13 protein-coding genes are annotated in these 12,501 nt (G+C 63.3%); 4 read left to right on the top strand and 9 right to left on the bottom strand.

The window, feature by feature from the left end:
- Window positions 1–27 precede the first annotated feature (27 nt).
- The 5 genes from QZ656_RS02065 to QZ656_RS02045 all read right to left on the bottom strand — a co-directional run bounded on the left by QZ656_RS02065 (window position 28) and on the right by QZ656_RS02045 (window position 7,161).
- On the bottom strand, window positions 28–2,643 hold the full coding sequence (locus QZ656_RS02065; RefSeq protein ID WP_291991819.1) for a PHB depolymerase family esterase: 2,616 nt from the start codon (window positions 2,641–2,643) through the stop codon (window positions 28–30).
- A 144-nt stretch (window positions 2,644–2,787) separates the two neighbouring features.
- Window positions 2,788–3,759, bottom strand: coding sequence for a DMT family transporter (locus tag QZ656_RS02060; RefSeq protein WP_291991818.1), 972 nt, complete (start codon window positions 3,757–3,759; stop codon window positions 2,788–2,790).
- A gap of 332 nt (window positions 3,760–4,091) precedes the next feature.
- Window positions 4,092–4,391, bottom strand: a complete 300-nt coding sequence (locus QZ656_RS02055; RefSeq protein WP_291991817.1) for a hypothetical protein — start codon at window positions 4,389–4,391, stop codon at window positions 4,092–4,094.
- Window positions 4,392–5,028: 637 nt separating this feature from the next.
- Entirely contained in the window at window positions 5,029–6,210 is a 1,182-nt protein-coding gene (locus QZ656_RS02050; RefSeq protein WP_291991816.1) for an acetyl-CoA C-acyltransferase family protein, read from the bottom strand.
- A 24-nt stretch (window positions 6,211–6,234) separates the two neighbouring features.
- Window positions 6,235–7,161: a CobD/CbiB family protein gene (locus QZ656_RS02045; protein WP_291991815.1), complete on the bottom strand. Its 927-nt coding sequence runs from the start codon at window positions 7,159–7,161 to the stop codon at window positions 6,235–6,237.
- 99 nt (window positions 7,162–7,260) lie between these two features.
- On the opposite strand from QZ656_RS02045, the gene QZ656_RS02040 reads away from it, so the two are divergent.
- Complete coding sequence (locus QZ656_RS02040) at window positions 7,261–7,791, top strand: hypothetical protein (RefSeq protein WP_291991814.1); 531 nt, start codon at window positions 7,261–7,263, stop codon at window positions 7,789–7,791.
- Between the two features lie 164 nt (window positions 7,792–7,955).
- Here QZ656_RS02040 and QZ656_RS02035 read toward each other — a convergent pair whose 3' ends face one another.
- The 4 genes from QZ656_RS02035 to QZ656_RS02020 form a co-directional block, all read right to left on the bottom strand.
- Window positions 7,956–8,486 (bottom strand): CoA pyrophosphatase, encoded by a 531-nt coding sequence (locus QZ656_RS02035; protein WP_291992110.1) that lies wholly within the window; start codon window positions 8,484–8,486, stop codon window positions 7,956–7,958.
- A 97-nt stretch (window positions 8,487–8,583) separates the two neighbouring features.
- A complete protein-coding gene (locus tag QZ656_RS02030) occupies window positions 8,584–8,853 on the bottom strand; it encodes a hypothetical protein (RefSeq protein WP_291991813.1) in 270 nt (89 codons plus the stop codon).
- Window positions 8,854–8,865: 12 nt separating this feature from the next.
- Window positions 8,866–9,549: a TIGR02281 family clan AA aspartic protease gene (locus QZ656_RS02025; protein ID WP_291991812.1), complete on the bottom strand. Its 684-nt coding sequence runs from the start codon at window positions 9,547–9,549 to the stop codon at window positions 8,866–8,868.
- A 159-nt stretch (window positions 9,550–9,708) separates the two neighbouring features.
- The gene (locus QZ656_RS02020; RefSeq protein ID WP_291991811.1) at window positions 9,709–10,152 is read right to left on the bottom strand and encodes a universal stress protein; all 444 of its coding nucleotides are present in this window, start codon (window positions 10,150–10,152) and stop codon (window positions 9,709–9,711) included.
- A 288-nt stretch (window positions 10,153–10,440) separates the two neighbouring features.
- Between QZ656_RS02020 and QZ656_RS02015 the strand changes: the two genes are divergently transcribed.
- From QZ656_RS02015 to QZ656_RS02005, 3 genes are read left to right on the top strand one after another with little or no spacing between them, the layout of a single operon-like run.
- Window positions 10,441–10,902, top strand: a complete 462-nt coding sequence (locus QZ656_RS02015) for a hemerythrin domain-containing protein (RefSeq protein ID WP_291991810.1) — start codon at window positions 10,441–10,443, stop codon at window positions 10,900–10,902.
- Window positions 10,899–11,135, top strand: coding sequence for a DUF2249 domain-containing protein (locus QZ656_RS02010; RefSeq protein WP_291991809.1), 237 nt, complete (start codon window positions 10,899–10,901; stop codon window positions 11,133–11,135). Before QZ656_RS02015 ends, QZ656_RS02010 begins: the two co-directional genes overlap by 4 nt.
- On the top strand, window positions 11,135–12,445 hold the full coding sequence (locus QZ656_RS02005) for a hypothetical protein (RefSeq protein WP_291991808.1): 1,311 nt from the start codon (window positions 11,135–11,137) through the stop codon (window positions 12,443–12,445). Before QZ656_RS02010 ends, QZ656_RS02005 begins: the two co-directional genes overlap by 1 nt.
- Window positions 12,446–12,501: the final 56 nt, after the last annotated feature.

The following is a 12,501-nucleotide window of genomic DNA, read 5'->3' as shown; positions in this document are numbered from 1 at the left end:
GGAGGCAGGCAGTTCAGCACTCAACACCTAGCAGTGCGCGACATCGACAGCGTTGCTGATCGTCACCTGGTCGACCCAGGCCCTGGCATGCACCGGGCTGTAGATGTTCGAATACGCGGCGACTTCGAGCGTCAGCGTCACCGTGCGGTTGGCAAAGCGCGCCAGGTCGACCGCCGCTTGCCGTAACCACTCGCTCTCCTGGTGGACCATGCCGATCGCCGTGACTTCATCGACGACGATGCCGTCGACCAGGACCCTGAAGCTGGCGCTGGTGTAATCGTTGACCGCGGCACTGAGGTCGAGTCGGCGGACATAGCTAAGCTCGGGCCGCGGCCCCAGTTCGACGCGCCGCGATATCGACTGCGCCCTGGCGCCAACGGCACCAGCATCACCCGACGACGCGCTCCCGTAGAGCATCGAGCCACCGCGAAAAGCGCGCGGATCGTCGTGCAGCAGATCCCATCCGGCGCCTTCCCAGCCGGCGTTGCGCAGCGTCCCGTCGGCAGTCTCGGCCGCCGGGCGCTGGCCGCGCAGGCCACCTCCCTTGAGCACCCCGGCCGCTTCCAAGGCGGTCGAAATGATTCCCGGAACGTCTATCCCCAGCGGTGCAGTGCTGCGCGGCCGGCTGCCAGCCTTGAGCAAACCCGCCGCCTGCAACGACGCCGAAATGATGCCGTGCACGTCGAGACCCAATGGCGAGCCGCCGCCACGCCGCTGCCGGTCGCCGCCGGCGGTCTGCGCGTCATCGGGTTGGCGCGCTGATTCCTCGCGACCTGGCCGCTCAAGGGCGTCAATCGGCGTGCCAGCGCGCGCCGGTTCGGCAAGCGGATCGGCGGCCGAGGCATTCGCCGCCGGCCTGGCGGCAGCGCCGCGGCTGGCGGCAGCGCCGCGGCTGGCGCCGGCGGCTGGAGCTGCCGACGCGGCCGGACGTTCGGCGAGCAAACCCCAGAAATCGGCAATGCGGTGCGTCGACGAGATACCGACGGCGTTGAAGAAAGGCGCCGCCGTGCCACACTGATGCGGCTCGGCTCCGGGATCCAGCGCGGCGCCGTGCGACATGCCGGTAATCGTGTAGGACTCGATCAGCTCCTCGCCGTCGGCGCCTTGCCAGACCCGGCGCGGATAACCATTGACGTGCATCTCGATCGTTGGTTGCAGAGCAATGCCGTGCACGTCGCTCCATTGCTTGATCAGCTCTTCGGCGTTGACCGGCTTGACGGCGGTATCGGCGTCGCCGTGCCAGATCGAGACCTTCGGCCACGGCCCCTGGTGCGACGACGCGGCGCGCACCAGATCGCCCCATTCCTGCGGTGACTGCGAGCGTCCCTGGAAGATGCTTTCCAGTCCCTCCTGCAGACCCTTGGCCGTACGGTAGGGTACGCCGGCAATCACCGCGCCGCCGGCGAACACCTCGGGATAACTGGCCAGCATCACGGCGGTCATCGCGCCACCCGATGAGGTGCCGGTGACGAAGACGCGGCCGGGGTCGACGCCGTTCTCGGCGACCATTTTGCCGACCATCTGGCGGATCGACTGCGGCTCGCCGCGTTCGCGCTCGTTGTCTTCGGGACGGAACCAGTTGAAGCAGCGCAGCGGATTGTTGTTCCACTGTTGCTGCGGGAAGAGCAGCGCGAAACCGTAGCGATCGGCCAAGGTAGACCAGCCGCTGCCCTTGTTGTACGAAGCCGCGCTCTGCGTGCAGCCATGCAGGACGACGACCAGTGGTGCCTTGGCCGACAGGCCTTCGGGGAGGTAGGTGTACATCCGCAGTTCGCCCGGATTGGCGCCGAAGTCGCTGACTTCGCGCAGCCGGTTCTCCTGCGAATCGACCTGCTCGGACCAGGCTTGTACCGACGCCAGAGTGGTCAGCAGTTTTTCCCAGCGACTACCGTGCGGTGTCTTGGCGGCGAGTTTTGCCATGTTGGCAATGGCGGCCATTTTGTGGCCCAGTTTATTCAGCATTGGACTACTCCTGTCATCTGACAAGGTGGTAAGGCAGCCGATCTCAAGCAATTTGCGGACCGGCAGGAAGACGGTGTGGAACAGGCCGGGGTCGACCACTCCACCACGTTCGGGGTCAAGCCAGGCCGGCGGGCTTGCGTCCGGGGCCAGGCCATAGGTGTGGCTGAAGACGGCGCGGCGACCATGCCAGCAGGCGCTGAACTGCAAGGACGCGACCGGGCAACCGCGATTGATCCAGACGCCGAACAGCTCGCCGGCGACGATCGCCCGGGTTTCTTCGGCGCACGTCAGTTCGAGCAGTCGCGCCAGCGCGTCGCCGAAGCGCAGCCCGTCCAGGCGGATCGCCGATGCGGGTTGCTCGTCGGCGGCGGCCGCGGCAAGCGCCGGACCGAACAGCACGCGCGGCGTATTGCCACCCGGCGCGACCGCCGCCGGCTGCAGGTCGGCATAACAACGAATCGCCTCGACGGTCTGCGCCTGTTGCGGAGCGGCCATCGCCCCGAGCAGCAGCTGCGCCGCGTACTGCGGCGTCGCCGGTGGTGAGCCGCGGCCGCGTGGGCCAGCGGCGACGAGGCCGCTGGTGACCATCAGGGTGACGCGAAAACGCAGGTCGCGGCGCGACTCGCCAAGGATGTCGGCAAGTCGTTCGCTGAATTCGTAGCGGGCAAGTCGAGTAAGCATGGAGCGACGATAGCACGCCCCATGCGAAGATGCACGCACTTATTGAGTAAGTGACGTCTAAACAGTTTTGAGTGCCTCTAGCCAACCTTGGTGGGTGCTCGTTGCTATCGGGAACGCGCGTATTACCAGCCACTCAGCAGCCGGTCACGACCTGCCGGTCGGCGTTCCGGCGATCCTGACTGGCTTGACGCGCACCGCCCACAGCACGCCGGCAACGAGCAGGCCGATGCCAAGCAGGGTCATCGGCGCCGGCCATTGGCCGCGCAGGATGAAAGCGTAAGCCAGCGCGGCAAGCGTTTCGAAGACAATCAGCTGCCCGACGAAGGCCGTCGGCAAGCGCTGGCTGGCCTCGTTCCAGCATAGCGTCCCCAGCCATGACGCCAGCAGGCCGATCGTGACCATCAGCCCGACGAAGGTCTCGGGACGTGGGCCGAAGGGCATCGGCAGCGGATCGCCGCTGGCGCTCAGCCAGCCCCACAGCGACAGGTAGCCGGCCAGCGCCAGCGGCAACGTCGCCAGGCCCTGGGCAGTCGCCCAGGCGCGCGGCTTGCGTTCGGGGTGGTCGCGCAGCCAGTCGGCGTTGCGCAACGGGTACCAGGTCCAGCAGACGACAGCGCAAAGTGCCAGTAAGGCGCCGCTGGCGTAGCGTTCGAGGTCGAGCGCCGAGCGCCCGGCCAACGCCGCCAGCTCGATGTAATTGACACAGGCGATCCCGGTGCCAATGATCAGCATGGACGGCATCAAGCGCCGCCACGGCAACTGACCGTCACGGTGGCGATTGCGCCGATTGGCGCTGACCGCGATGACCACCGGCAGCGTGCCGATGATCATCGTTGGTAGCGGCCCGCCAGCGCGCTGAATGGCGCTGGCCAGGCACAGGTAGTAGAGCAGGTTGCCGACAATCGCCAACTTCAGCGCCTCGACCCAGTCGGCGCGCGTCAGCCGCACCAGTTCGGCGCGGTCGAGCCAGCCGAGCGGGATGGCCACCAGACCGAAGGCCAGGTAGCGCCCGAACGATTGCAAGGCTGCCGGATACTCGGGAAGCAGCAAGGGTCCGATGAATACCAGGCCCCACAGCATGCCCGCCGCCAGAGCAAACGCCACGCCAATCCACATCAGCCGTCTCCCCGTCTGCAAAGGCGAGAGTTTGCCGCACTCGCGGCGGTCTGGCCGTGCAGTAGATTGCGCTTGCGGCTACGATGATCGTTCAAGCGCCGAGTTGTCGCCGCCAGCGCGCCGGCGGAGCCGTATCGGCCCGCGGCGGCGGCTACAGCCGGGCCTTTCAGCTTCCCGAAAGACCGGGTAGCAAGCTCGGCTGGCCGACGATCAGGGCTATCGATACGCCGACGACCAAAGCACATGCTGCGCGCCGCTACAAAGAAAAAAACGGAGCAAAGCCCCGTTTTTTTTTCCTCGACCTTCCCCTTTGCAAGCAGGGACCAAGACGATTACCGGTCAAATTTCGCTTTGGCGTCGGCGAAAGTTTGTTTGACCGTTTCCCAGATGCTTTCGCTGCCGATTCGGATTTCTTCCCAGGCGCCATCTGCAGATTCCTGCAACTCGGCGATCCGGCCCTGCGCCAGGGTTTTCTGATAGCGCAGCTCGTCGGCTTTCTGCTGGTATTTTTCTCGCAGATCGGCATCAGCTTGTTTGGCCTTTGCGTCCATGGCGTCTACGTCGGCGCTCCATTGGTCAAGCTGAACCTTCAATTTTTCGATGTAAGCGTCTTTGCTGTCTTTCAAACTCATTTGTCGCTCCCGTATCAAGATTGGCAGAAGCCGGCTTGCCCCTGCGTCGAGGCCGCGCACCGGGCTGGTGCGCGTACTGCTGCCGCCAAATGGCCATGCGTGCCGGTCACCGGCTGCGCGATCCTACCTTCTCGCCCCCCGATTTTATCGCATTCGACCCTGATTTAAGAATGGTGATCGAACGCTACGGCAAGAATGTATAAACTCTTTGCCGTGCTCGTCAATCGCCCACTAGAACCGCACAAGCGCCTCGCGTAAGCGGCGCAATGGCGGCCGCAAATCGTCAAGCTCTGCAAGTCCTAAGGCGAGACACCGCGGACAGCCTGGCAGCTGCCCCACCTTCGCATGCCTTGCTTCGCACGTGTCGGGTGCGCGGCCGATCGCCTGGAAAATCGTGTCAGCCGCCAGCTGCCGGCGGCGAAGGCGGCACGCCTGCCGCCCGCGCCCCACACTCGTTAACTTCATGCAGTTGCGCTTCACTTCGTTCGCGGCGATCAGCGTGCGGCGGGACTTGCACCCCCGCTGACACCCCGCAACAGTGCGCCGATGCCAAGGGCACGCAAAAGAAAAGCCCGACCGCAAGCGGCCGGGCTTTGCTGCTTCCTGAAGCGCCGTGAAGCGCTAGCTCAGGAGGCGATCAGGCACGTTCAAAAATAACCGCAATACCCTGCCCACCACCGATGCACATGGTCACCAGCGCGTACTTGCCGCCGACGCGCTGCAGCTCGTAGATCGCTTTGGTGGCAATAAACGCACCCGAGCAGCCGACCGGGTGACCGAGAGCGATCGCGCCGCCGTTGGGATTGGTCTTCACCGGGTCGAGGCCGAGCGCCCTGTTGACCGCGATCGCCTGCGCCGCAAAGGCTTCGTTGGACTCGATAACGTCCATCTGGTCGAGCGTCAGGCCAGCTTTCTTGAGCGCCAGCTTGCTCGCCGGGATCGGGCCTTCACCCATCAGCTCGTTCGGCACGCCGGCGACGGCGTAGGAAACGAGGCGTGCAATCGGCTTCTGGCCGGCCGCCGCGGCGACGTCGGCAGCCGCCAGGACCATGAAGGCAGCACCGTCGTTGATCCCCGAGGCGTTACCGGCGGTAACCGTTCCGTCCTTGGCGAAAGCCGGCTTCATTTTGGCCAGCGTTTCCATCGTCGTCGTCGGCTTGATGTGTTCGTCGGTATCGAAAATCACCTCACCCTTGCGTGTCTTCATGACAATCGGCACGATCTGCGACTTGAAACGACCCTCGGCGACGGCCGCCGCCGCCCGGCGATGCGACTCGACCGACAGCGCATCCTGTTCCTCGCGGCTAATCTCCCACTTCTTGGCGAGATTCTCGGCAGTAACGCCCATGTGGCCCACACCGAAGGGATCATTGAGCGTCGCCACCATCATGTCGATCGCCTTGGCATCACCCATGCGCGCGCCGGAACGCATCGCCGGCAGCATGTAGGAAGCGCGCGACATCACTTCGACGCCACCGCCGACGCCGTAATCCGAGTCACCAAGCAGGATGTTCTGCGCCGTGCTGACGATACCCTGCAGGCCTGACGCGCACAGGCGGTTGACGGCCATGGCCACCGAGTCCATCGGCAGGCCGGCCTGAATCGCGGCGACGCGGGCGACGTAGGCAAAACGCGAATCGGTCGGAATACAGTTGCCGACGGCGACGTAATTGATTTGCTGCGGATCGACACCTGAACGGGCGATCGATTCTTTCATCACCATGCCGGCCAGCTCGTGGGGTTCCATGTTGGCCAGGGAACCACCGAAGGTGCCAATGGCCGAACGGGCTGCGCTTAGTACGACGACTTCTCTGCTCATGAAGAAACTCCTGTAAATAATCGATCAACCGCCTACCAGATTGGCAAGCCCCAACAACAGCAACAACAAGATCCACAGCACCAGCGCCCGCCAGAGCAGGCCGACGGTACTGTCCATGGAATCGACATGGGCTCCATCGCCGCCGTCGACCCCGGTCTGCTCGGCAAGCTCACCGGCTACCCGCGCCGACGTGCCCAGACGAAGCCCCTGCGCGCCAGCCGCACTGGCCAGCACAATACCCAAACCATCATCCGGCCGCAATTCTGCTTGCCTCCGCCAGCGGTAGAAAGCATCCTCGAAATTGCCGACGATGGCAAAGCTGAGCGCCGTCAGGCGCGCCGGAAGCCAATCAATGATAGCAAAGCTTCGCCGTGCGAAGCTTCCGAAGGCAGCAGTTTCTTCGTCATCGCGTGTTCCCCAGGACGCGGCGAAGAACGCGCTCGCGCGGTAAAGAACAGCGCCACAAGGACCTGGCAGCAGGAGAAAACAGGCAACGACGCCAAACACCTGGCGATGCGCTGCACAAAGCGCTTCCTCGATCGCCAGACTGGCGATCTCCGACGACGATAGGCCATCCGTCGAAACGCCGCGCCACTCGGCCAGCAGCTGGCGCGCATTGTCGACCTTGCCCATGCGAAGGGCCAGACGAATGTCAGTATAATAGTGGCTGAACTGTCGGAAACCCATCGTCAGGTAGAGAATCAGGGTATTCCAGAGCCACGCCAGTAGCGGGTTGAGATGGGCCAAGGCTACAGCGACGCCGCCGCTGACAAGAACCAGAACACCGACCCCAAGCAGCCAGGCGATTGTTCCATACCGACGCTCGCCCGCATTGAATCGGCTTTCGAGAAAAGCTGACAGGCGCAGCATATTTTTTTCGACAAACCGAAGAGAAGGCTGGGGCTGTAGCTGCTCGAGCAGCAAGACGGCAAGCAGGGAAAAAAGGATCATCCCGAAGCCTTGCCTGAGCGGTAGCGGCTACGCTGCATGGTCCGCGCGCCCTCATTAGTCAAACGGCGACCATACCATAATTTATGGGGGCTTGCAGAAATGCACCCCTTCAAGCAACATCGCGCTGGCGTACCTAGGAAGCTCTTCACGATGGAACTATCGTCTGTATTCAGTAAGACAGCGAAGGGACTCAACGAGATCTCCACCCGCGCGCATCGCCTGCCAGCACGCGTGCGCGCCTTGCTGATCATGGTCGACGGCCACCGCACGGGGAGCCAGCTACTGGCGCTCGGCGCGTCCGCTGCAGAAGGCAAACGACACCTCGGCGCGCTGCTCGACGGTGGCTTCATTCAACCGCAGAAGCAAGCGGCAACAGCTGCAGCAGCGGCCGCCGCTGTTCGCACGGTGCTGCCCAACGAGGACATCAGTCTGGCCAAAAGCTATGTTATCCGCACGCTGCACGAGCTGGTCGGTGCTGACGCGCGCGCGCTGGTCGCGGAGATCGAGAAGGCGGACACCCCGGACGAACTTCGCCAGCATTTCGGCAAACTGCGCACGGCGCTCAGCACGGCCGCAGACCAGAAGCTGGCCAAGCAGTTTCTCGAGAAGGTCGCACTGGTGCTCGACTAAAGGCGGTTTATGACGACTGCCACGCCGTATTGCTGGTCTTTTCGGCGGTTTCCCGGGTTGCAACAACAGTGACATGGCTCGACCAGGCGCCGATTGTCGCGCCTTGAAGGCGACTGACAATCCGGCGCAATCGGCTATCGGGTACGCGCCGTTCCGGCAATCACCTAAGAAGCGTCGGTCGCGAGCGCCCGGTAGAGGGACATGATGATTCCCGCGGTGGCGCCCCAGATGAAGTAATCACCGTAGGGCATCGCATAATAATGACGAAGCTTGCCGCGGTAGTGCAACGAATGCTGCTGATGATTGGCCGAATCCATCAGGAATGACAGCGGCACCTCAAAAGCCTCGGCCACCTCGAAGGCGTCAAGCTGCAGGTCGAAGGGCGGCGTCACCAGGGCCACCACCGGTGTCACCCGGAAACCGGTCGCGGTACGGTATTCGGGCAGATAGCCGATGATTTCGACATGCGCTGGCGACAGGCCGATTTCCTCGACCGTCTCGCGCAGGGCGGTATCTGCCGGCGAAGCGTCGACCGCCTCGCAGCGCCCACCCGGAAAACTGATCTGACCCGGATGATCCTTCAGGTGTGCTGTGCGCTGCGTCAGCAATACCGTCGGCTCGCCGCCGCGGAGGACAATCGGAAAGAGGATGGCTGCCGGCAGCAGCTCCTCGTCGCCGACGCCGTCTTCGAGCACGTGGGGATTCGGTGAAGGTTCAGCGTACAAGACCTGCGGCAAGCGCTCTACATTGACGACGCGGCCGCTGGGGACCGTCGCCAGACCGGGCAAGTCTTCAGTGGCTGACGAAAGCACGTTCGCCTTCCTCGTCGATCTCGGCACGCACGGCCGCCAGCGCATCGCGCAAGACCTCGTCCGGCAAGGCATTGATCGTCGTCGCCACGAGATCCGCAGACTTCATCGCGGCCGGCGGCAGAAGACGACTATCCAGCGAGGCAATCAGCGCCGCAGCCGCGCCAACCACCTGCAGCAAGGCCTGTCGCTCGCTCATCAGAATCTCGAGTTCACTTCCCAACATCGATACTTTTTCGCTTCGTTGTCGCATGCTTACCTACTCCTAATAGCGCTTTCTAAGGGTCATGGTCTCACCATCACGCTGCATTTCCAGGCGGTTCAAGAAACTCATTCCGAGCAAGACAACCGGCATGTCCTGTTGATGCACCAGGGCATCGACGCCGTGCTGGACAATCTCGCCAACGCGGACCGTATCGAGCTTGACCCGTGACACCCGCGTCTGGCCGTTGGCCGTCGTGGCCATCGCCGGCTGCCCCTTGCTGGCGTCAATACCGGCCCGCCGCGCATCGCTGGCCCCCAGCGAGATCATCGTGGCGCCAGTGTCAACCAGGAAACGAACGCTGGTACCGTTGATGTTTCCAGTGGTTAAAAAATGGCCACTAGCATCAGCGGTCAACACCGCACGACCGCCGCCCGCCGCCGAAGGCTGCGAAACGACGTTCTGACCTACCCGCAGGATACGCTTCTTTCCATCGCTCTCGACGGTCGCCGATTCACTGTCGACGGCGAGCACCTTGACGCCTTCGCCAGTTGTCGCGCCAACGGCAACCGTTCGCGGTGCGCCGCCGTCGATGCTCAGCAGCGCCTTGCCCGGAAAAACTCCGGCCAGCCCGACGTCGACGGCGTGGGCCGAGGGGCAGAGAGCGACCAGAGCAAGCGCGCACGCTCGCCGAAATTCCTGCCACACTCGCCGCCAGGCCAAAGTCTCGAAGCACCGAACGACCATCCTGCCTCCCTCTGCCGCCTACCGTATTTCGCCATCGAAACGAGACGGGTTCAAGGCATTTTGCCACACTCGAGCAGCGGCCCTGCTGACGCCGCGCCGCCGGCGTTCAGCTGCTGCCGGCATTGACCCCGGCCGACCCGGGACCGGCCGGTGCCGCTCTCAGCGATAGACCAGGACAGGAATCGTCGAGTGCGTCAGCACCTTGTGCGTCTCGCTGCCGAGGAGCAGCGCCGAGATGCCGCGACGGCCGTGTGAAGCCATGAAGATCAGGTCGCAACCCGATTGCGTTGCCGCATCGATGATCGCCTGATAGGGAATGTCGCTGGTCAGCGCCAAGCGGTCTACCGGGACGCCAGCGTCCTGGCACAGATCGACAACGAAATCGAGAACCTGTTGCGCCTGCTGCTCGGCAAGTTCGGCGAACTTTTCGGGCGTCGTCGGATCGATTAGCGCCCCTTCACCGTAGTAGCTGACCGGATATTCGGGTTTGGCAAAGAACGCGGTAATCCGGGCGCCCGCTTCCTTGGCAAAGGAAACCGCCCGCCGCGCCGTCTGCTTTGACAGATCGGAGCCATCGGCGGGAACAAGAATGTGCTTGAACATGGTTCTTTCTCCAGATAGGGGATGAAATGACTATAGGCATGAAATGTGGCATCAATCTTGATCGAAATCAAACCATCGACGGCGGCTCGGGCAGGAGCATTGCCCAATCGTCGTCGCCTCATGCCAGCAGCGACGGCGGTGAGACGGGGAACTTGCGGCGCATGTACCTGCCCATTGAACGATTCCGGCGCTGTCCGCACGGCGTGCGTATGAAAATTGTTGATGTTGATCAACGTCGGCACCTAGGCGGCGGCCGACAATGCAGCATTTATCGGAAAAGGCAAAACGATGCACGGGATCCGGGATTTCATGGCCAACGATCATCGGGCTTGCGACCGCCTTCTGGCGACTGTCGAGCAGTCTGTCGTCAAGGGCGCCTGGGAGTTGGCGGAAGCGGACTTTGGCCGTTTCCGGGATGCGCTTCTGAGTCACTTTGGGGCCGAAGAGTCGGTCCTCTTTCCGCTCTTTGAAGAATGCACCGGCATGCGCCTGGGGCCCACGCAGGTCATGCGCGATGAGCATGCACAGATGCGACAGTTGCTGACCGCCGCCGAGGCCGCGTTGGCCGAGAACGATGCCGACGAGTACGACGGCAATTCCGAGACGCTCTTGATCATGATCCAGCAGCACAATATCAAGGAAGAAAACGTGCTCTACCCGATGTGTGATCAACGACTGGCTGCGCAGCTCGAGACACTGCTGCCGCGGCTGCAGGAGCTGATTGTCGACCACGAGAGAGCTCCGAGATGACGAAGAAACGCGCCGATGTCGTCCTGGACGCGCGCCAAATGGAAGCTCCGGAGCCGATGGTGCAGACCATGGAAGCACTCGACAGCCTCGGTCGCTCGGAGACGCTCCTGGTGCTCTTGCCACGTGAGCCCTACCCGCTCTATAGAGCGCTCGAACTCAACGGATTCGCCTGGCAGACCGAACGCCTCCCGGACGGCACGGTAGCAGTCCTAATCCGCCATCAAGCACCGTAATGCAGGCGCTGCTGTCCTTTGACCAGTCACCACCGTTTGCTGCGCCACTCCGCTTTTTTCTGACTGCACCGCTGTTTGCCATCCTCGCTTCCCTGCTGCTCTTGTGGAGCGGTCCCGAGCTGTTTGCCTCGCGCTGGACGCCTGCGGCGCTGGCGCTGACGCATCTGATCACGGTCGGTTTCCTGCTGCAGGTGATGCTTGGCGCGATGCTCCAGATTCTCCCGGTGGTGGCGGGCGCCAACGTGCCCTGGCCACTAGCGATCGCCAGGCTCGTTCATCTGGCGGTTGGCCTCGGCGCGCTGCTGCTGGCAGCCGCTTTTCTCGGCAATCAGCCGCTCGCTTTCAGGCTGGCGGCAGCGCTGATCGGTAGCGGTGTTGCCGTGTTCGTGCTCGCCGCCGGGCATTCCTTGTTGGGCGTCTCGTCGGCCGACTCGACGATTCGCGGCCTGAAGGCGGCTTTGATCGGCCTGAGCGTTACCGTCACTCTCGGGATGCTGTTGGCCACGGCACTCGACGGCTCGTTCGAACTACCATTGATGCAGGTGACGTCGATTCACCTTGGCTGGGGCTTGGGCGGCTGGAGTGCCGTTCTGCTTGCTGCCGTTGCTTTCATCGTGGTGCCAATGTTTCAGATGACGCCAGCGTATCCTGAATGGTTCGCTCGTCGTTTCGCATGGACGATGCTGGCCTTGTTGTCCTTGTGGAGTGCCGCTGACATTGCGGATTGGCAAGAGCCGGCGGCCTTGCTGGCCAGCGCTGCGGTACTGATGGTCGCCGCATTTGCCGGGCTGACCTTGCAGCTTCAGCGCCGCAGCAAACGCGCCCGCGTCGACGCTACACAGCGCTACTGGTCGATGGCCATGCTGTGCACGCTTGCCGCCTGTGCCGTGTGGCTCGCGGCAAGCGCTTTTCCGGCGATCGCCGAACGTCACGAATGGCCACTCTTGTGTGGCGTCCTGGCGCTCAATGGCGGTTTGATGTCGGCGACGAGTGGCATGCTTTACAAGATCGTTCCTTTTCTGGTGTGGTCGCACCTGCAGAATCTCGGTCGCGGTCGCGTGCTGGCGCCGAACATGAACAAGGTGATCGCCGGCAAAGCGATCGACCGGCAGATGTACGCCCACTTTGTCGCTCTGGCGCTGCTGCTGGCGGCAACGCTGTGGCCCGGATGGTTCGTTTATCCCGCTGGACTGGCCTTGCTGGCAAGCAACGCCTGCTTGCTGCGCAACGTCCTCCGAGCGGTATGGTTCTACCGCGGACAGCGCTTGAAGATCGAAGCCCTGACGCCACGTCCGGCGACCAGCAGCTGAAGCACAACAGGTGGCGAAGAAGCCCACCATTTTCCGGGTCGGCTGCGTCAGGCCGA

Source organism: Candidatus Accumulibacter sp. ACC003, assembly GCF_907163085.1.
Lineage (GTDB): Bacteria > Pseudomonadota > Gammaproteobacteria > Burkholderiales > Rhodocyclaceae > Accumulibacter.
Note: the sequence above shows the minus strand (reverse complement) of the source record. Positions and strands in the feature narration are given on the sequence as shown.